The organism is Janthinobacterium agaricidamnosum NBRC 102515 = DSM 9628 (genome assembly GCF_000723165.1).
GTDB classification, from domain to species: domain Bacteria; phylum Pseudomonadota; class Gammaproteobacteria; order Burkholderiales; family Burkholderiaceae_D; genus Janthinobacterium; species Janthinobacterium agaricidamnosum.
Genome location: NZ_HG322949.1, coordinates 3,310,089 through 3,332,160, shown reverse-complemented (window position 1 = coordinate 3,332,160; position 22,072 = coordinate 3,310,089). Strand labels below are relative to the sequence as shown.

Sequence of the window (22,072 nt, the reverse complement as noted above, 5' to 3'; positions counted from 1 at the left end):
GCTTCAGGCAGGCTGAAGAGATGATGCGATGTTTACGCGACGATGCTGTCGTCGTGATCGGTCGAATTGGCCAGCTCCAGCCATTGCTTCAGTTCAGCTTCGACAAAGCGGTTCTTTTCATGGATTTTGGCCACCGTGTCGGTACCCAGCGGCAGGCGCACCGGCGGCTGTTCGCTGTCGGCCAATACCAGCATGGCGCTGGCCAGCTTGGCCGGGTCGCCCAATTGCTTGTGGCTGTAACCGGCCGCGAAGTCGCGCATCGCGCCGACCGTCGCCGCGTAGTCATCGATGCGGGCCCTGGTTTCCAGCAGCGAATTGGCTGCCAGGAAGTCGGTGCGGAAGAAACCCGGTTCGACCACGGTGGCGCGGATGCCGAGCGGCGCCAGTTCGATCGCCAGCGCTTCGGTCAATCCTTCGACCGCGAATTTGCTGGCGCCGTACACGCCCCAGCCGGCATACGAAGCATAACCGCCGATCGACGAGATATTGATGATATGGCCGCTTTTGCGGGTCCGCATGTACGGCGTCACGGCGCGGGTCACATGCAGCAGGCCGAACACATTGGTCTCGAAAATCGCCTTGACTTCGGCGGCGCTCGATTCCTCGACCGCGCCCAGCAAGCCGAAGCCTGCATTGTTCAGCAAGACGTCGATGCGGCCGAAGCGTTCGACGGCCAGCCTGGCGGCGTCCATCGCCGACGCTTCGTCGCTCACGTCCAGTTGCACGGCCAGCAGATTGTCGTGTTGTCCCAGTGCGTCGATCACCTGCCGCGGATGACGCGCGGTGGCGACCACCTGGTCGCCGCGGGCCAGCGCATTCCTGGCGACCAGTAGACCGAAACCGCGCGATGCGCCGGTGATGAACCAAACTTTAGGCGTGCTGTTTTTCATGATGTGTCCTTTGTGGGGTGAAGAGTCAGTGCAACGGAATCCAGTGTAAGAGGAAGCCCGGTGTTACACTAGAGTATGTAAAGCTGTTTGATTTTCATCTTTCAGTTGTGAATACTTGTAAACCGATTTCAATCTGAATATGGATAAAGCCCGTACCGTCAGCCTGTTCATCGCTGTTGTCAGGGCGCGCAGTTTCAGCCGCGCCGCCAGTGAAGCCGGCTTGACGCCGCAAGCCGTCAGCAAGGCGGTGCGCCAGCTGGAAACCTATCTCGGCGTGCGGCTGTTGCACCGGACCACGCGCAGCCTGAGTCCGACCGATGATGGTTTAAGATTGTTCGAGCTGGCCAATCCCGGCCTGCGGCTGCTCGACGAAGCGCTGGACCAGGTGCAGACCAGCCGCCAGGAGGCGGAAGGATTGATCCGCATCGCCGCGCCCAGTTCGATGGCGAACCGGCAACTGGTGCCGCTGATCCGCGATTTCCAGCGCATCTATCCCGGCGCGGTATTCGATGTGCTGCTGGAGGATCATTTCACCGACCTGGTCGAGGCGAAAATCGACATCGGTTTCCGCGCCGGCAATCCGCCCGAGCGCAACCTGGTGGCGCGCAAATTGAGCGACTTGCCGCTGCTGGTATGCGCCGCGCCGGCTTATCTGAAGCAGTTCGGCGCGCCGGCCAATGCCGCCGAACTGACGCTGCACCGCTGCACCGGTTTCCGCCAGCCGAACTCGGGACGGATGGTGCCGTGGGAACTGCATATCGACGGCGGCACGGTGTACCAGGATGTCAGCGCGGTGTGCAGCTTCAATAATGTGGAGGCGGAAGTGGCGGCGGTGCTGGCCGGTGTCGGCATCGGCCAGCTGGCGCTGTACCTGATCGCCGACGAACTGGCGCAGGGCAGGCTGGTCGCTATCCTGCCGCAACTGGCCACCGCCAATGGCGGCCTGTACATGTATTACCCGCAGCGCACCCAGATGCCGCTGCGAGTGCGCAATTTCATCGATTTTGTCAGCCAGGCCGCGCCGGGCGTGTTCCCGCAACTGGACTGAGACAAGCCACTATCCTGCAATAAACGCCAATATTTATTTAATTTGCATGACCGTACAGACATCATGGCAAATAGTAATGATTCTCATTTATAATGTCTATCATGTACGACCTGCGGTGCTGACTGGTCGCCCGCAAAGACAGAGGAGAAACCATGAATAGTCCCGCCGACACCCCGGACCGCATCGCCCAGGAATACGGCATGCTGATCAAGGAATACGGCCGCGTGCAAAGCCGCTGCAGCAGTATGCTGGCGCAGCAGGCCGCCGACATCGCGTCGCTGCAGGCCGACAATATGCGCCTGCGCGCGCAACTCATCGTGCGCGACTCGCAATTGGCGTATGCGCGGCAAGACATGGCGGAGTTGAAGGCGGCGATCCCCGGCTTGCCGGCGCGGCAGACGCTGGCGCGGCGGGTCGAATGGCTGAGCGAGCGGGTGCAGGATTTGATGCGCGAACTGCTGCACCATGAATGGTTCGCCAGGACCTCGGCCGGCGCCGCGTCGCAGCCGGCCGGGGTGCCGGCCGACCTGCGCGAAAAATCCGTGTTGTGCATCGGCCAGGACGAGTCGGGCGCCGGCCTGGCGCAGCAGGCGATCGAAGATGCGGGCGGACGCTTCCTGCACCATGCGGGCGGCCATGGCGGCGACGATGCGGCGCTGGAAGCGAGCCTGGTCGAAGCCGACCTGGTGATTTGCCAGACCGGCTGCGTCAGCCACGATGCGTATTGGCGGGTGCAGGATCATTGCAAACGCACGGGTAAACAGTGCGTGCTGGTGGAGCAGCCGCAGGCGATGCATTTTGTGCGCAGCCTGGACGTGTTTAATACCTCAATCTAACGATTCACACGATAATTTACGAAAATTTATTAATATCAAATTTCCCTGGCTATTGACAATAAACAATTAAATATTGTATAACATCATGAAATGGTGATAAATTTTCAATATCCGCCATTTACGAATCGCTTATCGAAACGATTCGTCTCCACTATAACTCAGACATACCACTTTGGAGTTTTTCCATGACGAAGAAATTCGCATTACCGATTTTTATATCAATGCTTGCATTCATGAGTACAAATGCTTATTCGCAAGAAAATAAAGAGCCGGGATCCGCGCAGCCGGAAAATAAAGTGCAGTTTGCATTAGCAGCCGCTGACGCATCTGGCGATGCAATGCCGGTGAAGCTGAGTGAAGTTTCATTGCCGGCCCTGGAAAGCCAGGGCGTTCTATCCGTCGCCAGCGGCGGCGACTCGCTCGCTCCGAAAGGTCCACAGCTGGCACCGGCCCCAGCTTTGTCGCGCGTTGCTATCTATGCAGTTGGTTCTTCGAATTGCGACTGGGAGTATATGACGATTCTCGGTCAACTTTCGACGACCTGTGATCACGGCGGCCAACTACTCAGGGTAGCGGTACAAGAAATCGGCTATGGCGCCAGTCCCTTTGCCTGGATGAATGGCGGACTCTTGCCACAGTCGGCAAATTATACAAATCAATCAATTTGCATAGTCGGAAACAATTATGTTTGGCCATGTCCTGCTGGATACACGGTAGTCGGATGGATGAAATATTATAATCTTGACGGCCAGCAGAGCGGAAAATTCCAATTCCAGGACACCTCCATCAATGCGCCATTCAATACCTTAAGTACCAGCATCCTCATCAAATAATACGCTTGGAAAAAAGGCCGGAATTTCCGGCCTTTTTCTTTGTGCAGGCGCTTCAGGTCTTTTTTCCGCCCTGGAGACGCATTAATGCATCATACGTCTGCTGCATTGTGTCGGCACTTGCCTTTTCATTTCTGGAAAGCGCTCCCCTTATTCCGTCCTGGATTTTAGCAAGAAAATCCCACGATTGATCAAATGACGCAGGCATATTTCCGTCATAATTTACCTTTGACAACGGCGATGGAATCATGGCCATGAGTGGAGTCGACTCTTCGAATGTCATTTCTCCGTTGCGAATAAGGCTATTCATGGTTTCACGCATGGTTCTCGGCGTCATATTCTTGAAATCATATTTTTCGTTACGATCAGCTGAGGCAGAACTGCCGGATGCCTGTTGACTCTTGCTTAGGGCATCCGCAAATGATGCAGTGTCGCGACCATTTTCTTTTGGCTTGGCAGTTTGTTGAGATTGGTTGATAAAAGGAAAATTATTACCAATATTGATAGACATGAAACCTCCTTGGTTTGGAAATACACCGGCATCGACAAAAATATTTTATTTGCAGCATGGTTCCTCCATTTTACTAAACAGAAGTGTGAACGTGCCTCTACTCATTACTTACACCAAGCTAGTCATAAGTTTCATCTTTGCAAAACTATCGTTGCATATGCGAAATAATTTCACATGACTTGAGTTATATCAATATCCTCGCGGAATCACGTCCTGCAGCGCTGTTTTAGTGTTATCCCACGGCCCGCGCCAGCCTGTCTTTCGGGTTGGGCGACTCGGTCCGGCGGCGCGGCTTTTTGCTCGATCGGCTTGTCCGGGCGTAAAAGAAAAAGCTGTTTTTATGTAAAGTGCTAGACTGCGCGCCTTGGATAACTGTTCCCTGTACACCATGCGCCTGACCACTATCGCCCTGACCGCCATGATCTTCTTTGCGGTCTTGCCCGCGCATGCCGTTCCCATGCCGACCCAGGAGCAGATTCACGCCGCCGTGCAAGCAGCGGTTGTGCAGCTCAGATCGCCGGTGCCCATCGGCGTGAAGGTCACCAGCCTGCTGGGCTGCCAGGAGTCGCAGGAAGTCAAAGGGGAGGTGGTTTGCCTGGTGGGCATGAGCGTCGGCATGCGCGACGGTTTTAAAGTGTTGCCGCTGCGCCTGGAGGGCGCCACCTGGGTGGGCGTCGAGCGCAAGGATGCCAGGTTCGCGGGACCGGCGCCCGCCGAGGCGCAAGCCATGCTGCGCGCCTGGGCCGCGCAGGAAGCGGCCGCCAATCCGGCGGCGGCGCAGGATGCGCAGATGCGGGAAGCGCAGACCACGATACAGGTCACTGCCCTGAATCACTGTGAAATGCAGCGCAAGACGGGCTACCTGGAGTGCGATGCCGTGCTGAGCGTGCCCAGCCGTCCCGACGATATCCAGACCAGGTTCACGTTTGCGCTGGAGGGCGCGGGCTGGCGTTACGTGCTGCGCTAAAGCTCGAATGCAAGACTGCATGTCGCTTTGCCTTGTTTTGACTTAGAACCTGTTTATTATTCTGGTGTCAAACGCTCCATGAGTTGAACGATGGAGCGCTCACGCCATGTCTGGAAAGATGTACCCGAGCGATATCAGCAGGGAACAATTTGAAGCGGTACGTAGCATACTGGAAGGGGCCAGACAGCATAAAACGGCGCCGAGGAAAGTCGATCTCTACGATGTATTTTGTGCGATTCTGTATCTACTGAAGAACGGCTGTACCTGGCGCGGCATACCGGGAAATTTCCCCTTGTGGACGACCGTGTGGTATTACTTTGACCTCTGGAGCCGCACGTCATCGGACGATACACCCAGCCTGCTTGAGCAGGCTTTAAAAAAATCAGGTGCGGCAAGAGCGGTTATGCCATGGCAGAGCGGCCTCAACGACTTTTTGCATCATCGATGCGCAAAGCGTCAAGAATACGAACAGCGCGCGGCAGAAGGGGGATGACGCAGGCAAAAAAGTATCGGGCATCAAGCGTCATATCGCTGTCGATACTCAGGGATTGCCGCATGCGCTGCATGTCAGCACCGCTGATCTGACTGACCGGGCGGGTGCGCTGGCGATGTTTGCGCGCTATCGGCATGCCCTGCCGTCTGTGCTAAATGTGCTGGCCGACGGCGGTTATACCGGCAAGCCGTTTGCCGATGCCGTCTAGGAGTTGCTGGAGTCATCGGTGGAAATTGCAAAGCGATCGGAGTTGCATACCTTTGCGGCGATGCCGGAGCGCTGGGTTGTCGAGCGCTCATTCGCCTGGCTGGAGAAATGCCGGCGGTTGTGAAAAAACTGTGAGCGCAAACTGGAGACGAGCCGACTATTTGTCGTGCTCGCCTTCTTGTCACTGTTGTTGCATAGACTTTAAACAGCTTCTTAGGGAACCATTGATTTATTCATCGGGTGCAGTTCCTTGCTGCGGGCCGACCTGAGACAATAACGCTACGTTCACGGCCCGCGATTCATCATGCAAAAGAGCTTTTCCGATCTCGGATACGCCGCCAAGAAGAAGCTGACGCGGCGCGACCGCTTCCTGGCGGAAATCGACAGCGTGACACCGTGGGGCAAGCTGCACAAGCTGATTTCGAATGTACGTTGCCCAGCAGTGCTTTGGTTTGTCGGACGAAGGTATCGAAGACGCGGTCTACGACAGCCAATCCATCCGCGTCTTTGTCGGTATCGACCTGGGGCGCGAGTCGGCGCCGGACGCAACGACGTTGCTGAAGTTCCAGCACCTACTGGAAGCAAACGGGCTAATGCGGCGGATCTTCGCCACCGTCAATGGGCACTTGGCCGAAAAAGGTTTGATGATGCGTGAAGGCACCATCGTGGACGCGACGTTGATCACCGCGCCACCGTCCACCAAGAACAAGGATGGCAAGCGAGATCCTGAAATGCACCAATCGAAAAAGGGCAATGACTGGCACTTCGGCATGAAAGTGCACGTTGGCGTCGACGCTTGCTCGGGCTTGGTATACACCGTCATCGGTATGCCCGGCAACGTTGCCGATGTGACGCAAGCACACGCGCTGCTGCACGGCGACGAAATCGCTGCGTTTGGCGATGCCGGTTACCAAGGCGTGGAAAAGCGGCCAGAAAAAATCGGCAAACCGGTCACGTGTTATGTAACCATGAAGCGTTCCAAACGCAAGGAGTTGCCGAAAAAAAACTGGGGCGCCTGACGGAAAAGCTAGAGTATCTGAAAGCGAGCGTGCGGGCGAAAGTCGAGCACCCGTTTCATGTCATCAAGAACGTGTTCCGTCATCGCAAAACCCGCTATCGCGGACTGGCCAAGAACACAGCACAACTGTTTACCTTGTCCGCCTTCGCCAACCTGGTGCTGGCAGGCAGGCGTTTTACGGTCACGGAATCCCGCAGTCTGTCCTGATCGAGGAAAAGCGCGCAGCAAAGTATCAAATCGTCTGCAAAGTCTGTCGTTTGGCTCTCCGCGGGCGGTTGGGCTCCAGATTCATCACTGAAAAGTGAATTGATCAGCGATTCCCTAGTATTGATGGTATTTAGGTGGGAATGGATTTATGCCAGGTTTTCCCTTCATAATCATAAGGTCAATGTTTGATGCTAATATCATTCTCCCCAGAGATAAACGATCCAATCCGGGTTTTCCGGTGGAGCCAGCATAAACTCCAACTAAATTGAGTACTAGACATGATTGGATCCTGGTAAAGTCAAATTTCTCAAAAAAATCTAAATCAATCTTTCCATCTTTTTTGAATTCTTTAATTTTTTCATATTGAGATCTCGATACCGAGGCGCCAGGGGAAATGCGATAGACAGGGGATCCAGACATTCCTGGAGTTCCCGGAGTATCAAGAAGTGTCTGAATTTGACCAAAAACAGGATATGCTGGTTCCGACGCAATCATTGCACGTTTCCAGACAGGAAAAGGCATATCGATACTATGTTCTAATGGGAAGCCAACAATAATTACATCTATTCCTGGCTGAAGTGGATCCGTATCACGTTCTGTAAAGTCTTGTACACAAGGTGCAGTAGCACCATCTGGTAATTCAATTGGTATACCGGCTAAGTCAATGCCTAATTCTAAACCAACCTGACGCCAGATAGGTTTTCCATTTTGATATAAATCGAGCATTACAGGTGGCATAAAAGTACCAGCTGTTGATCCAGGATAAGATACTTCTATTCTGTAAGGACTTTGAGGTATATTTGTAAGTAAAAAACCAGGATCGTCTGGACGGCGACCAGTAAGGACATGCCAATTGGTAATTAACCATGTTCGATTAAGAATGTCCCGATAATGAAATCCCGTTGCCATTCCGCAAGAAAAATCACCGTTTGGAGTAGAACATATTGTTCGAATAAAAATAGAACATAATGATGCGTGGTCGGTGTTTTTAATTATCTGCCGAGAAAATGTCATGATTTAATGATTTTTTTACGTCTATCGAATTATTTTTATTTGGTAATTTTTACGTTTTGATGATTTTTTTATTAATTAAGAATGTGATAAATAATGCAATGTCAGCTGGTGTATTTTTTATTTTATTATTGGTTTGGTGAAAAATAAGGAGGAATTTTATAATAATAAAATATTTAAATTTTATTTCTCTGTGGTATTAATATACCTTATTTTAAGTGCGTGGTCACGTTTTAATATTTAAAGTCTTTTTTAATGTAAGAATTTCTCATATCGACTCACCCTGCATCCTCGGCAGCGCCAGACTCGCCTCCAGTCCGCCGTCCGGATGCTGGCTTAATACCAGCGTGCCGCCGAAGCGTTCGGTGATCGCGGCGACGATCGACAAGCCCAGTCCGCTGCCCTGGCCGCCGCCGTGGCGCCAGAAGCGCTGCGCCGCCAGTTCCAGTTCCCTGGCGCCCATGCCCGGGCCATGGTCGCGCACCACGAATGTGCAGGCATCGCCGCCAGCCTGCAATGTCAGGCTGACGGCCCGATCCGACGGCCCATGGCGCAGCGCGTTGTCGAGCAGGTTGCGCAGCGCGGTCACCGCCAGTGCCTGGGGCAGGGCCAGTGCGGCCGGCGCCGTATCGCCATGCAGCACGATGCGTCCGGCGTCATGGGTGCTGGCGTCGCGTATCGCCAGCCGCGCCACCTGGTCCGCTGCGGCCAGGTTGCCGTCGTCCCAAGAAAACGGTCCTTCGATTTGCGACAGCGTCAGCAACTGGCCCAGCGTGCGCTGCAGCCGGGCCACGCCTTCTTCGGCGTAATCCAGCGCCTGCGCCGCATCGCCGCCGCGGGTGATGCGCATCACTTGCAAGTGGGTCTTGATGGCGGTCAGCGGCGTGCGCAATTCATGCGCGGCGTCGCTGGTGAAGCGGCGTTCGCGCCGGATCGCGACGTTGATGCGCTCCAGCAGCTGGTTCAGGGTAGTCACCAGCGGCAGCAGGTCGCGCGGCATGGCGCCGGCGTCCAGCGGCGTCAAGGCGTCCGGCGCGCGCCGCTCCAGCGCCTGGCGCAGCCGCTCCAGCGGCAGCAAGCCATTCTTGAGGCCGAACCACAGCACGATCAGGCTGCCGATGGTGGCGACGATGAAGGGCACGGCGGCGGCCTTGGCGGTGTTGTACAGCAGTAGTTCGCGTTCGGCCAGCCGGTCGGCGGTGGTCACCCGCAAGCCGTTTTCTTCAAAGGTGTAGCTGCGCCAGCGTTCGCCCCTGATGTCGCGCTCGGAATAACCCGGTTCCAGCGCCGCCACCGCTTCCAGCGGCGCGCCGGGGGTGCGGGCGATCACTTCGCCGCGCATCGAGGTGATCTGGCAATCGATGCTTTTGGCCATGGCCGGCATCCTGGCTGCCGGCGCATGGCCCTGGCCGTCGGAGCTTTGCCACGCGGCGCGATTTTGCGACATCAGGCCGGCCACCATTTGCGCCGACATCGCCAGCCGCTGGTCCAGCGTGCGGTGCACTTCGGCGTCGAGGCTGCGCAGCATCCACAGCGCCACCGCGCCCCACAGCAAGCTCATTGAAATGCCGATCAGCAGCAGCAGCCGCAGGCGCAAGCTCATGGCTGCTCCACGGCGATGCGGTAGCCGAGGCCGCGCACGGTTTCGATCAGCTCGGCGCCCAGCTTGCGCCGCAAGTGGTGGATGTGCACGTTCAAGGCATTGCTTTCGATTTCTTCGCTGAAGTGATACAGCTTATCCTTCAATTGATCGGCGCTGAGGATGCGGCCGCGCGCCTGCAGCAGCGCTTCCAGCAAGCCCAGTTCGCGGCGCGACAGCAGCACCGTCGCGCCATGCAGCCAGGCCTGGCCGCTGGCCGGATCGAGGCGCAGCGGGCCGCGTTCGATGATATCGATGCAGCGCCCGGCGGCGCGGCGCAGCAGCGCATGCAGCCGGGCCACCAGTTCATCCAGGTCGAACGGTTTCAGCAGGTAGTCGTCGGCGCCGGCGCGCAAGCCGGCGACCCGGTTTTCGACCGCGTCGCGCGCGCTCAGGATCAGTACCGGCAACGCCATGCCGGCCGCGCGCCAGCGCTGCAGCAAGACCATGCCGTCTTCGTCCGGCAAGCCCAGGTCGAGTATCAGCACGTCCCAGCGCTGGGTGGCCAGCGCGCTGTCGGCTTGCGAGGCGGTGCGCACGCCATCGGCGGTCAAGCCGTGCGCGCGCAAGCCCGCCAGAATGCCGTGGGCTATCAATTCATCGTCTTCGACCAGCAGTACCCGCATCGATCATGCTCCATGTTCAAATATGTTTGTAATATGCCATGGGCAGATTATGGCACCGGGATTATGGCACCGTTAACACTGCCTTAACCTGCGCCGTCCAGCATGGCGCTGTGTCTTTTTCAAAGGTGTCTATGTTGACCATGCAATTCGGTCCTCTGGTCTTGTCGATCACCCAGATCATGCTGATCGCCGCCATCCTGGCGGCCTACGGCGTGAGCCACTTGGCCGCGCGGCGCCAGAAAGCCGCCAGTCTGGGTAATTTTTTATCGAATATGCTGATCGCCGCCTTTGTCGCGGCACGGCTGGCGTTCGTGCTGACCTGGCATGAGCAATACCTGGCCGCACCCTGGACCATCGTCAATATACGCGATGGCGGCTTTACGCCATGGGCCGGCATCCTGGTCGCGCTGCTGATGGCCGCGTGGCAGGCCCGGCGCCATGCCGGACAGCGCAAGCCGCTGCTGCTGTCGCTCGGCGCCGGCGCGCTGACATGGCTGGTGTTGTTCAACCTCTTGCCGCTGATGAAAAGCGAAGCGGCGACGCTGCCGCCGCTGCCATTGCTGGCGCTCGATGGCAGTGCCCAAGGGCTGGTCAAGCTGGCGAACGGCAAGCCGATGGTGGTCAATCTGTGGGCCACCTGGTGTCCGCCATGCCGGCGCGAGATGCCGGTGCTGTCGGCCGCGCAGCAACGGCAAAGCGGCGTCACCTTCGTGTTCGCCAACCAGGGCGAGGACCCGGGGACGGTGCAGCGCTTCATCGAGGCCAGCCAGCTGGTTTTGTCGAATGTGATGCTCGACCTGGGCGGCGGCCTCGGCAAGGCGGCCCGCTCGCGGGGCTTGCCGACCACCTTGTTCTACGACGCCGGCGGCCATCTGGTCGACGTGCACCTGGGCGAATTGTCATCCGCGTCGCTGGCCGATAAACTGCAAAAAATCCAGGGCTCCGCCCCGTAACCCACAACAGGAATCAATCACGCATGTCCAAATTAACCATCTTGCTGGCGCCGGCCTTGTGCGCGATTTTTGGCAACGCAGTGGCGGCGCCGGCGGGCAACTGGCCGGCGCCGGTCAAGGCGATCGAAGCGCAAGGCGTTGAAATAGTAGGGCGTTTCGATGCGCCGGGCGGCTTGCAGGGCTACGCCGCCATGGTCCAGCAAAGACCGTTGGCGATCTACCTGACCGCCGACGGCAAGCAGGCCATCGTCGGCACCATGATCGACGCCAAGGGCGCCAACCTGAGCGAAGCGCCGTTGCAAAAACTGGTCAGCAAGCCGATGGCGGATAAAACCTGGAGCTTGCTGGAAAAGAGCGCCTGGATCGCCGACGGCAGCAAGGAAGCCAAACAGGTGGTGTACGCGTTCACCGATCCGAACTGCCCTTATTGCAATAAATTCTGGAACAACGCGCGGCCGTGGGTCAAGGCGGGCAAGGTGCAGATACGCCACGTCATGGTCGGCGTCATCCGCGACACCAGCCCCGGCAAGGCAGCCGCGCTGCTGGCGTCGAAAGACCCGCAGGCGGCGCTGGCCCAGCATGAATTGAACAACGCCAGCGGCGGCATCCAGCCGCTCGACAGCATCGCGCCGGCGCAGCGCGCGCAACTGGACGGCAACCAGAAAATCATGCAGCAGCTGGGCTTTTCCGGGACTCCGGCGATCCTCTACAAGGATGCCAGCGGCAATTTGCAGACGCTGCGCGGCGTGCCGCCGCCTGAGGTAATGGAAGCGATGATGGAGCCGAAAAAATAAACCGGCTTCAAGCCCGCTCTTCGGCGACGACGTCGCGTGCGCCTGACGCCGGAGCGCTGTTCCGCATGGCCTGACGACAGGGGCGCCTTATCGATACGCTACGGTTTTGCGGATCGGCCCGCAAACGGGCATACTGATGGTGATGATGACAAGTGGTGGTCCGTGGTCATCCTTTAACCAACAAGGCGCATAACAGTGGCAACAACGGCAGCAAAAATCGAGAAAATACCAGTTAAAAAAATCCGCTGGAAACGCTGGGCGGCCGGCGGCGCCGTTGTGCTGGCCGGCTATTCCGCAGTCGGCTTCTGGCTGCTGCCGCAGCTGGTCAAGAGTCAGCTGCCGAAGTTCGCCAAGACCGAACTGGAACGCCAGGCGAGCATCGCCGAGCTACGTTTCAACCCGTTTAATTTGCGGCTGGAAGCGCGGGATTTCCGGCTGGCCGAAGCCAATGGCGCGCCGCTGTTCTCGGTCGGCACGCTGGCGCTGCAACTGGAATGGCGATCCATCGTGCGGCGCGCATGGAGCTTTGCCGATATCCGCGTCAGCGCGCCCAAGGCCCATCTGGCGATCGCGCCGGACGGTACTTTTAATCTGGCCGAATTCATCGCCACGCTGCAGCGCCGCCCGCATGACGACAAGGATAGCGGCTTGCCGCGGCTGGTGATCGGCCATTTTGCGCTGGAGCAGGGCAAGGTCGACTTGCAAGACCGGCGCGCCGGTTACGCCGACACGTTTACGCCGATCGATTTCACGCTCGACAAGCTGAGCACGCTGCCCGACCAGAATGGCAGCTACACCTTCAGCGCCGATGCGGCGCGCGGCGGCAAGCTGTATTGGCGCGGCACCGCGTCGGTCAATCCGATCCGCGGCAGCGGCGAACTGATCTTGAAGAACGCTTCGCTGCCGGGGCTGGCCGCTTACCTGAAGTCCTATACCAAGGCGGAAGTCAGCGGCGGCCAGCTGTCCGCCACACTGCCTTACCGGTTTTCCTATGCCGACGGCAAGCTGCAAGCCAGCCTGGCCGGCGCCGGTTTGAGCTTGTCCGAACTGGCGCTGGTGCACAAGGATGGCCAAGGTAAGTCAGCCGATCCGTTCGCCACGCTCAAGCTGTTCGAGGTCCGCGACGTGGCCGCCGACCTGGTGCGCCGCCAGGCGACAGTGGGCGGCGTGCGGCTCGACGGCGGCAGCATCCGCATGCGGCGCGACGCCAATGGCGAACTGGACTTGGCCAATTTGATGGCGGCGCCAACGGCTGCCGTCCCTGCCGCCGACGTCAAGCCGGCCGCCGCCGGCAACTGGAAAGTGCAAGTCAGGCAAGTGTCGCTGGACCGGCTGGCCGTGCGCGCCATCGATGAAACGCTGCGTCCGGCGCTGCAGGTCGGCGCCGACGACCTGCACCTGGCGTTGAAGCTGGACGCCGAGCAGGCCGCCGCGGGTCTCAAGTTGACAGTCGCCGACGCCGCTTTTTCGCTGGCCGGCCTGACACTGGAGCGCGCTGGACAAACGCCGTTCAAGCTGGCGCATGCGGGCTTTGACGGCGGCGCAGTCGACCTGGCCGGACGCCGCGCCAGCGTCCAGCGCCTGTATGCCGATGGCGGACAAATCGACCTGGCGCGCGACGCCAGGGGCCGGTTCGCCTTGCTGGACCATTTGCCGAAAGCCGGCCCGGCCAAAGCCAGGGCCGCGCCCGAAGAAACAGTCGCTGCGCCCTGGTCGTTTGCCGCCGCCAGCGTCGAAGTGAACCGGTTCGGCGCCCGTTTCGACGATGCCGCCAGCGGCATCAAGGGCAATCTGCACGACTTCAACTTGAAAGTGGCCGGCGCCGGCAGCGACTTGAAGCAGCCGTTGAAGTTCGACCTTGGCGTCGGCTTGCGCGAAGGCGGCCAATTGGCGGCGCAAGGCAAGGTGGTGCCGGCCACTGGCGCGCTCGATACCGAACTGACCCTGAAACAGCTGGCGCTGGCCCCGGTACAGCCTTTGCTGGCCAACTATTTAAAATTGAAAATCGCCGGCGGCAGCATCTCGGCGCATGGCCGGCTGACCACCGGCAACGGCACGGCGAAAAGCGCCAGGCTGCGTTATGCGGGTGCGCTCGATATCGCCGGGCTGGTCCTGAATGAGCTCAATGGCGAGCGCTTCGCGTCGTGGAAAAGCGTGCGCGCCGATAAATTGCATGTCAGCGTAGCGCCCGACTTGCTGGATATCCCGGAATTGCGCATCGTCGAGCCGAACGCCAAGCTGATGATCGAAAACGACCGCAGCCTGAATGCGCAGCGGCTGCTGGTGCGCCAGCCTGCGCCGGCCGAGGCGGCGCAGCCGGAGTCCAGGGCCGAGCCGCAGGCGGCCGACAGTTCCTTCCCGGTGCGGGTGCGGCGGGTGCGCGTGCAGAACGCCAAGCTCGATTTTTCGGACCTGAGCCTGCGGCCGCAATTCGGCGCCAAGATCTATGAATTGAACGGCGTGGTGACCGGCCTGTCGTCGCAGCGCGATACGCGCAGCCAGATCGAACTCGATGGCCGCATCGATGATTTCGGCATGGCGCGCATCCGTGGCCAGTTGAATCCGTTCGCGCCGAGCGACAATACCGACTTGAACGTGGTGTTCAAGAACGTCGACATGGTGTCGGCGTCGCCGTACAGCATGAAGTTCGCCGGCTACAAGATCGCCGAAGGAAAAATCTCGCTCGACCTGCAATACAAGGTGCGCAACCGCCAGCTCGACGGCAGCAACCAGATCGTGCTCGACAAGCTGACGCTGGGCGAACGCATCGACAGCCCGGATGCGCTGAAACTGCCGCTGGAACTGGCGCTGGCGATATTAAAGGATGCGGATGGCCGCATCGACCTGGGCTTGCCGGTGTCGGGCGACATGAACGATCCGAAGTTCAGCTATGGCGCGGTGATCTGGAAAGCCATCGGCAATGTGCTGACCAGGATCGTCACGTCGCCATTCCGCGCATTGGGCAGCTTGCTGGGCATCAGCGCCGACAAGTTGGAATCGATCGATTTCGACGCCGGCAGCGCCGTGCTGCTGCCGCCGGAACGGGAAAAGCTGAAACAGGTGGCGCAGATCCTCGCCAGGCGCGCGCAACTGAAACTGGCGGTGCCGCAACAGTACAGCGACAGCGACGCCGCAGCGCTGCGCGAAGCGGCGCTGCGGCGCGCGGTCGCCACGCGTGCCGGCATCAAGCTGGAGGCGGGCGAACAACCGGGCCCGTTGAGCCTGGGCGAGCGCAAGGTACGGGGCGCCTTGCGCGAGCTGTACGCCGAACGGTTTGGCGCGGCCGAACTGGATAAACAGAAGACAGCGGCAGAGGCCGCTGCCACCGTACCGGCCGCCGACAGCGCCGCCGGGCAAAAGAAACTGCCGGTCTGGCAGCGGCTCGGCAAGATGATCCAGGGCGAACCGCAGGTGGCCGATGCCGGCGCTTTTTATGGCAAGCTGCGCGAACGGCTGGAGCAAAGCCAGCCGCTGCCGGCCGATGCGCTGAACAAGCTGGGTGCGCAGCGGGCCGGCGCGATCCTCGCCGCGCTGCGGGAAGCCGGCGTCGATCCGGCCAGCACCGGTGCCGGCAAGGCCGAGAAAATCGGCGCCGAGACCGGCAAGCAGGTGCAATTGAAGCTGGGCCTGGCGTCGAAATGAGGTTTTGAGCGTCGGCTGGCGGGCCATAACAAGATGCGGCATCGCCGATATCGCATAAAAAAGAGTCACCGCGTCTAACAAAGCGTTCAGCACAAGGCGTATTGCCGTAGGCAGTACGAATGGTCGACAAGGCAATGTAACGCTGCCATGGATGTTTTGTTGGGCGCGCTAAGGCGCAGAGCAAGGCGAAGTGGATGACAAGCAACGGACGGCAAGACAACAGCACAACAGCGGCGGCCGAGGCGGATCGCCGGCGCACCCTGTGGATTACTTTCCTGGTGGCGGGCGCCTTCTTCATGGAAAACCTTGATGGCACGGTGATCACCACCGCCGTGCCGGATATCGCGCGCTCGTTTGGCGTCGCGCCGCTCGACCTGGGCGTGGGCGTCAGCGTATATCTGCTGACACTGGGCGTCTTCATTCCGATCAGCGGCTGGGTCGCCGGCCGCTACGGCCCGCGCAGGGTGTTCGCGGCGGCGCTGGCCATTTTCACGCTGGCGTCGGTATTATGCGGCCTGGCGCAGGGCTTGACGGAATTTGTCTTGCTGCGTGCGCTGCAAGGCGCCGGCGGCGCGATGATGGTGCCGGTAGGCCGGCTGCTGGTGCTCAGCGATACGCCGAAGGAGCGTTTGATCAGCGTGATCGCGACGCTGACCTGGCCGGCGCTGGTGGCGCCGGTGCTGGGGCCGGCGGTTGGCGGTTTTATCACCAGCTATGCGTCGTGGCGCTGGATTTTCTACCTCAACCTGCCGCTGGGCCTGATTGCGCTGGCGCTGGCCTTGCAACTGATCCCCGAGCGTCCTCCGGCGCCGCGCAAACCGTTCGACTGGCCCGGTTTTGTGCTCGGCGGCGGCGCCATACTCTGCCTGACCTGGGGCGCCGGACAATTGAGCCAGCCCGATGCGCCATGGTGCGGCGCCGGCGGATTTTTCTGCGCCGGCCTGGTCTTGCTGGCAGTCGAAATATGGCATCTGCGCCGCGCCGCGCATCCGCTGCTTGACCTGTCGATGCTGAAGACGCCGACGTTCGCGGTTACCATTTTCGGCGGTTCCCTGTTCCGCATGGGGATCGACGCGGTGCCGTTCCTGCTGCCGCTGATGTTCCAGGTCGGCTTCGGCCTGGACGCTTTCCATGCAGGCCTGCTGGTGATCGCGGTGTTCGGCGGTAACCTGGCGATGAAGCCGGCCACCACCGGCATCTTGCGCCGTTTCGGTTTCAAGCCGGTGCTGCTGGTGAATGGTTTGCTGAATGTCGCCTTGCTGCTGGCCTGTGCGCTGCTGACGCCCGGCACACCGGCGTGGCTGGTCGCGCTGCTGCTGTTCTGCGTCGGCCTGACCCGTTCGATGCAATTCACGGCCTTGAACACGCTGGCCTTTTCCGATATTGCGCAACAGCGCATGGCCGCCGCCAACACCCTGTTCAGTACCATCGTGCAGGTGGCAATGGGGCTGGGCATTGCGCTGGGCGCGGTTGGCGTGCGCTTCGGCCATTGGCTGTCGGGCATGCTCGGACTGGATCGCATGCCGGCGGCCGACTTCCGGCTGGCTTTTTTGCTGGTCGGACTGGTCAGCCTGCTTGGCTTGGGCGATATGCTCAAGCTGGCGCCGCTGGCGGGTAATCATCTGGCGCGACGCCGCTGATGGCGACAAGAAGGACTGTCCGGGCGGTCTCGGGAATTTAAAAAAACGGCGTCAATGGGCCGGCGCCGCCGATGGCGCATGGCGCCGCACGGTCCAGCACACGCCGCCGATCAGCAGCAGCATCGCGGCGATTTCCAGCGCGCCGGGCAGCCGGTGCGCATAGATAAAACCATACAGCAGCGCGAACAGGGTTTCGAATACGATCAGCTGGCCGCCCAGTGTCATCGGCAGGCGGCGCGACGCGGCGTTCCACATGCGGTTGCCGAACCAGGAAGCGAATATCGCCGCCGTCAGGCAGACGCCCCAGAACATCAGCCAGCGCTCGGGCGGCGCCTCGATGCCGGTGCCGCCGACCGAGAACAGCTGCGCCAGCAGCCAGATCGGAATGCTCAGCAAGCCGCTGACGATGCCCCACAAGGTGGCCCAGTCGCTGCTGTTGATGTGGCTCTTCTTCAGGTGGCGCGTGTTGACGACGGCGAAGATGGTCCAGCACAGCAGCGCGCCGAAACCGCAGACGACGCCGGTCGCCACGGTCATCACTGACGCCTGTTCCGCGTCCGCCGCCAGCAGGGTGTCGAGGTTGATGCAGGCGATGCCGGCGATCACCATGGTCAGCGGCCAGGCCAGCCGCGCCAGCGGCACGGCGCCGCTGTCGCGCCGGCCTGCCAGTGTGATCGTCACCGGCAGCACGCCGATGATCAGCGAGGCGGTGGCGACGCCGGCCATTTGCACCGATGCCGACAGCAGCATGTAATACAGCAGGTTGCCGAGCAGCGCCAGTTGCACCAGCAATAGCAGGTCGGTCCGGGTCAGCATCGCCAGCAGGCGGCGCGCGCGCGGCGCGGCGACCAGCAGCGAGACGGCGCCGTACAGTAAAAAACGGCCGCAACTGATCATCAGCGGGCTGAATTCAGGCAGCAGTTTTGGCATCAAGAATACCAGGCCCCAGGCGGCTCCGGCCATGCCCGCATAGGCTATTCCACGTTTCATCGGCGATCTTTATTATGCAAAGAGCATGCAGCTTAGCGTTTGTGCGGCGTGGATGCAAATCCGTGCCGCGCCAGGGGCGGGTTCAGGCCAGGTTCAGCACGTCCAGCTGGCGCCACAGCGCGAACAGGCTGGCGCGCGGCAGGTCCGGAAAAATCAGTCCCGATCCCGGCGCGGCGCGCAATTCGCCGTGGCCGTAGGCCTGCGCCAGGTCGGCCAGCGCATCCATCTGGTCGGCCGTGATGCGCCCGGCTTGCAGCGGGATCGTCACGCCGGCATAGCCATCGATATGATGGGGCTGCGCATGGGCCGCCAGCCAGCGCGCAAAAGCCGGCGTTGCCGGGGCATGGTCCGGGTTGGCGGGAGCGGGCCGGTAAGCGGGCGCCCGGATGTGATGCGCGGGCAGGTCGGCGCCAGCCTGGGCCGGATACAGCTGCGCCGTGGCCAGGTCGGCCAGCATGCGCGGCGTGTCTTCCAGCCGCGGCCAATCGAAGTGCCATTGGTGCTGGCCGGCGAGGCGGGCATAACCCTTGTCCCAGCGCCGCGCCACATAGGCCAGCATGCGCAGCTGCCGGGCCGTCAGCATGCCGTGCGGCAGGGCGACCGCCAGTGTCCATCCATGGCCGGCGCTGGACAAGCCGTTATCGGCCAGCGCCAGGCCGAATTCGGCCGCGCTCGACTGGCCGGCGGCATGGCGCCTGAGCTGCTGCCGGTAGCGTTGCAGGCGCCGTGCGGCGGCCCGCAACTGGCTCTGGTCGTGGACATACATGGATGGGGGCGCGGGAGGCAGGTTGAAAGCGCTTCACTGTAAGCCACGGCGGCCGGCCGCAACAGCAGCAGAAGCTTGTCCGTAAACCGGATCAGGCCAGGCTGGCGACGATGCCGCCGACGGTGGCCAGCGCCGCCTCGACCCGCGCATCCCAGATGTGGCCGTAGTTCAGGCGCAGGCAGTTGCCGAATTCCTTTTGCGATGAAAAGATCGGTCCCGGCGCCACGCTGACGCCCTGGGCCAGCGCCAGTTGATGGACTTTCAGCGCATCTACGCCGTTTGGCAATTCCAGCCACAGGAAATAACCGCCGCGCGGCCGGGTGGCCCGGGTGCCGGCCGGGAAATAGCGTCCAACCGCTTCCATGAACGACGCCTGCTGGCGCGCCAGTGCATGGCGCAGCAGGCGCAGGTGGTGGTCGTAGCCGCCGCTTTCCAGGTACAGCGCCAGCGCGCCCTGGGTCGGCGCGGGCGTATTCAGCGTGGTGGTCAGCTTGTGGCGCGCGACTTGCCGGGCAAAGCGTCCGGCCGCGACCCAGCCGACCCGGTAGCCGGGCGCCAGGCATTTCGAGAACGACGAGCAGTGCATCACCAGGCCCTCGGTGTCGAAGGCCTTGGCCGGCACCGGCCGTTTGCCGCCGAAGTACAGTTCGCCGTACACGTCGTCCTCGATCAGCGGCACGTTGTAGCGCGCCAGCAGCTGCACCAGCGCGCGCTTTTTCTGTTCCGGCATCAGGCTGCCGAGCGGATTCTGGAAATTGGTCATCAGCCAGCACGCCTTCGGCCGGTGCCGCTGCAGCGCCCGTTCGGCGGCGGCCAGGTCGATGCCTTCGCGCGGGTGGGTCGGCACGGCGATCGCCTGCAAGCCGTTGCGTTCGATCGATTGCAGCGCCGCGTAAAAGGTCGGCGCCTCGATCAGCACCGCGTCGCCGGGACGGGTGACCGCCATCAGACACAGGTTCAGCGCTTCCAGCGCACCGTTGGTGATGACGATGTCGTCGGTCTGCACGTGCAGGCCGTCGATCAGGTAGCGCAGCGCGATTTGCCGGCGCAGTCGCGCATTGCCGGGCGTCAGGTCGTCGACGGTGGCCCACGGATCGAGGTTTTGCACGCTGCGCGACATCATCCGCGCCAGTTTCGCCATCGGGAACAGCAGCGGACTGGGGAAGGCCGAGCCGAGCGGCACCACCTCGCGCGTCATCGTCGATTTCAGCACCTCGAACACTTGTTCGCTGACGTCGAGGTCGACCGCATCTTCGTCCGGCAGCGATGGCGCGTCCGGTTCCGGCGGCAGCGGCTGGGCGCTGACCGCGACAAAATAACCGGAACGCTCGCGCGCCTCGATCAAGCCTTGCGCCTCCAGCACGTAATAGGCCTGGAACACCGTCGACGGACTGACATTGCGGCTGGCGCAAGCCTGGCGCACCGACGGCAGCCGGTCGCCCGGACGCAGCACGCCGTCGAGGATGGATTGCGAAATTTCATGGGCCAGCGCCTGATACAGTTTCATCGTGTGTGAGCCTTGCCTTGCCGATAAGCGAGGCTTGCATGGTAATGCATTTATGGCCACGCATGGAAGCGCCGGCCCTGCCAGGTTCAGGCCTGGCGCTGGCGCGCAAACAGATAATCGAGCAGCAGCATCACCAGCATTGATGCGCCGACCAGCGGGAACAGCAGCCCGCCGATGCCCAGCAGCGCAAACACCACCTTGCGCGCGCGCGGCGCGGCCGGCAGCGGCGGCACGCCCAGCGCGCCGGCAGGGCGGCGCTTCCACCACATGATGGCGCCCGATACCGACAGCAGCACGATGGCGAGGCAGGCGGCCAGCATCAGCAGCTGATTGGCCAGCCCGAATTGCTGGCCGAGGTGGACGCTGATGCCCCATTCGATGCCCTTGGCCAGCGGACCGTAATGGGCATAGTCCATGTCCAGCAAGACCTGGCCCGAAAAACGGTCCAGGTGCACCACCCGCTGCCGGTGCACGTCGGCCGGATAGACCGAGCCGGTATACACGCCCATCGCGCCGGACGGCAGGCTGACCGAATACCCCTGGGACAGGCCCAGCTTGCCGAAGATGTCGAGCGCCTGTTGCAGCGTGATGGCCTGGCCATGATGGTGCTCATGTTCGTGCGACATCGGCACCTTGGACTGTTCCATCGACCAGCTGGTCGGCGCCGTATGGTTCAGGTGCTCGCCCGACATCGGCAGGCTGACCTTGACTCCGGCCGGGTAGCCGAAATTGCTGCCGTTGGCCCACTGGTTGACCTTGGCGCCCCACAGCACCGACCACGGCATGCCGGTCACGGCCAGGAACAGCAGCAACGCGCCGGCCAGGATGCCGGTCACCGCGTGCAGGTCGCGCCAGAACACGCGCTGTTTCGGCGCGCCGCGCACCGTCAGCACGCCGCCGCCGGCTTGCCGCGGCCACCACAGGTAAATCCCGCTAAAGAACAGCAGGATGCTCCAGCCGGCGGCGATTTCGATCATGCCGCTGGCGATGGCGCCGAAATACTTCAGGCTGTGCAGTTGACGCACGGTCCACGAAAACCCGCCGTGATAGGGCAAGTCGCCCAGCACGGCGCCGCGCGCCGGATCGACGAACACCAGCAGCTTGTCGCCGCGGGCCGGCTTGATGCTGACCTGGGCCGAACACAGTGGACACGCTGGCGGGGCGTAATTGAAGGCGATGCCGGGATGGGCCGCCAGCGCGCCGGCGACGATGCTGTCGGCCGGCAGGCGCGTGGCTGCGCTGCTGGCCGGAACGGTCTTCAAGTCGCGGTACAGGACGTTGTCGATTTCATTGTGGAACAGGTAGATCGCGCCGGTAACGGCCAGCACTATCATGAAGGGCAAGACCATCAGGCCGGCATAAAAATGCCAGCGCCAGGCCGCGCGGTAAAAATCGATCGGACGGGTAACAAACTTGGGTGGGTTCATGCTGCGCTATCTTGAAATAGGGGGACGGAAGCCGGCACGGCGCAGCCTGTAGCTGCGCCGGTGCGGCCAG

The 22,072-nt window shown here is 61.1% G+C and carries 17 protein-coding genes and 2 pseudogenes; 10 read left to right on the top strand and 9 right to left on the bottom strand.

The features are described 5' to 3' along the window. Positions 1 to 32: 32 nt before the first annotated feature. On the bottom strand, positions 33 to 890 hold the full coding sequence (locus GJA_RS14160; protein ID WP_038493253.1) for an oxidoreductase: 858 nt from the start codon (positions 888 to 890) through the stop codon (positions 33 to 35). A gap of 139 nt (positions 891 to 1,029) precedes the next feature. Here GJA_RS14160 and GJA_RS14155 point away from each other — a divergent pair, with 139 nt between their 5' ends. The 3 genes from GJA_RS14155 to GJA_RS14145 all read left to right on the top strand — a co-directional run bounded on the left by GJA_RS14155 (position 1,030) and on the right by GJA_RS14145 (position 3,607). Beyond that, positions 1,030 to 1,938 carry a LysR family transcriptional regulator gene (locus tag GJA_RS14155; protein WP_051780855.1) on the top strand — a complete coding sequence of 303 codons (909 nt, stop codon included), beginning with the start codon at positions 1,030 to 1,032 and terminating at the stop codon, positions 1,936 to 1,938. A gap of 152 nt (positions 1,939 to 2,090) precedes the next feature. Then, the gene (locus tag GJA_RS14150) at positions 2,091 to 2,774 is read left to right on the top strand and encodes a DUF2325 domain-containing protein (protein WP_038493251.1); all 684 of its coding nucleotides are present in this window, start codon (positions 2,091 to 2,093) and stop codon (positions 2,772 to 2,774) included. A gap of 185 nt (positions 2,775 to 2,959) precedes the next feature. Next, entirely contained in the window at positions 2,960 to 3,607 is a 648-nt protein-coding gene (locus GJA_RS14145) for a YolA family protein (RefSeq protein WP_038493249.1), read from the top strand. Between the two features lie 52 nt (positions 3,608 to 3,659). Here GJA_RS14145 and GJA_RS14140 read toward each other — a convergent pair whose 3' ends face one another. Beyond that, positions 3,660 to 4,115 (bottom strand): hypothetical protein, encoded by a 456-nt coding sequence (locus tag GJA_RS14140; protein ID WP_038493247.1) that lies wholly within the window; start codon positions 4,113 to 4,115, stop codon positions 3,660 to 3,662. Positions 4,116 to 4,479: 364 nt separating this feature from the next. Between GJA_RS14140 and GJA_RS14135 the strand changes: the two genes are divergently transcribed. From GJA_RS14135 to GJA_RS14120, 3 genes and pseudogenes are all read left to right on the top strand, one after another. Beyond that, positions 4,480 to 5,082, top strand: a complete 603-nt coding sequence (locus GJA_RS14135; protein WP_144241541.1) for a hypothetical protein — start codon at positions 4,480 to 4,482, stop codon at positions 5,080 to 5,082. A gap of 106 nt (positions 5,083 to 5,188) precedes the next feature. Then, positions 5,189 to 5,987: pseudogene (locus GJA_RS26750) on the top strand (IS5 family transposase). A 99-nt stretch (positions 5,988 to 6,086) separates the two neighbouring features. Further along, positions 6,087 to 7,007 (top strand): annotated as a pseudogene (locus tag GJA_RS14120) (IS5 family transposase). Between the two features lie 114 nt (positions 7,008 to 7,121). Here the strand turns inward: GJA_RS14120 and GJA_RS27370 are convergent. The 3 genes from GJA_RS27370 to GJA_RS14110 all read right to left on the bottom strand — a co-directional run bounded on the left by GJA_RS27370 (position 7,122) and on the right by GJA_RS14110 (position 10,283). Then, positions 7,122 to 8,021: a S1 family peptidase gene (locus GJA_RS27370; protein ID WP_144241540.1), complete on the bottom strand. Its 900-nt coding sequence runs from the start codon at positions 8,019 to 8,021 to the stop codon at positions 7,122 to 7,124. Positions 8,022 to 8,286: 265 nt separating this feature from the next. After that, positions 8,287 to 9,621, bottom strand: coding sequence for an ATP-binding protein (locus GJA_RS14115; protein ID WP_038493244.1), 1,335 nt, complete (start codon positions 9,619 to 9,621; stop codon positions 8,287 to 8,289). Beyond that, positions 9,618 to 10,283, bottom strand: coding sequence for a response regulator (locus GJA_RS14110; RefSeq protein WP_038493242.1), 666 nt, complete (start codon positions 10,281 to 10,283; stop codon positions 9,618 to 9,620). Before GJA_RS14110 ends, GJA_RS14115 begins: the two co-directional genes overlap by 4 nt. Positions 10,284 to 10,423: 140 nt before the next feature. On the opposite strand from GJA_RS14110, the gene GJA_RS14105 reads away from it, so the two are divergent. From GJA_RS14105 to GJA_RS14090, 4 genes are all read left to right on the top strand, one after another. Further along, complete coding sequence (locus GJA_RS14105; RefSeq protein WP_242404541.1) at positions 10,424 to 11,236, top strand: TlpA disulfide reductase family protein; 813 nt, start codon at positions 10,424 to 10,426, stop codon at positions 11,234 to 11,236. A gap of 23 nt (positions 11,237 to 11,259) precedes the next feature. Then, the gene (dsbG, locus tag GJA_RS14100) at positions 11,260 to 12,030 is read left to right on the top strand and encodes a thiol:disulfide interchange protein DsbG (protein WP_081905415.1); all 771 of its coding nucleotides are present in this window, start codon (positions 11,260 to 11,262) and stop codon (positions 12,028 to 12,030) included. 195 nt (positions 12,031 to 12,225) lie between these two features. Continuing rightward, on the top strand, positions 12,226 to 15,672 hold the full coding sequence (locus GJA_RS14095) for a DUF748 domain-containing protein (protein ID WP_242404540.1): 3,447 nt from the start codon (positions 12,226 to 12,228) through the stop codon (positions 15,670 to 15,672). 194 nt (positions 15,673 to 15,866) lie between these two features. Continuing rightward, positions 15,867 to 17,312, top strand: a complete 1,446-nt coding sequence (locus GJA_RS14090; protein WP_038493238.1) for an MFS transporter — start codon at positions 15,867 to 15,869, stop codon at positions 17,310 to 17,312. 51 nt (positions 17,313 to 17,363) lie between these two features. On the opposite strand, the gene GJA_RS14085 is transcribed toward GJA_RS14090, so the two are convergent. The 4 genes from GJA_RS14085 to GJA_RS14070 form a co-directional block, all read right to left on the bottom strand. Next, the gene (locus GJA_RS14085) at positions 17,364 to 18,302 is read right to left on the bottom strand and encodes a DMT family transporter (protein ID WP_038493236.1); all 939 of its coding nucleotides are present in this window, start codon (positions 18,300 to 18,302) and stop codon (positions 17,364 to 17,366) included. Positions 18,303 to 18,384: 82 nt separating this feature from the next. Then, positions 18,385 to 19,068 (bottom strand): hypothetical protein, encoded by a 684-nt coding sequence (locus GJA_RS14080; RefSeq protein WP_038493234.1) that lies wholly within the window; start codon positions 19,066 to 19,068, stop codon positions 18,385 to 18,387. A gap of 91 nt (positions 19,069 to 19,159) precedes the next feature. Next, positions 19,160 to 20,575 (bottom strand): aminotransferase-like domain-containing protein, encoded by a 1,416-nt coding sequence (locus GJA_RS14075; protein ID WP_038493232.1) that lies wholly within the window; start codon positions 20,573 to 20,575, stop codon positions 19,160 to 19,162. Between the two features lie 86 nt (positions 20,576 to 20,661). Then, positions 20,662 to 22,002: a PepSY-associated TM helix domain-containing protein gene (locus GJA_RS14070; protein ID WP_038493230.1), complete on the bottom strand. Its 1,341-nt coding sequence runs from the start codon at positions 22,000 to 22,002 to the stop codon at positions 20,662 to 20,664. Positions 22,003 to 22,072: the final 70 nt, after the last annotated feature.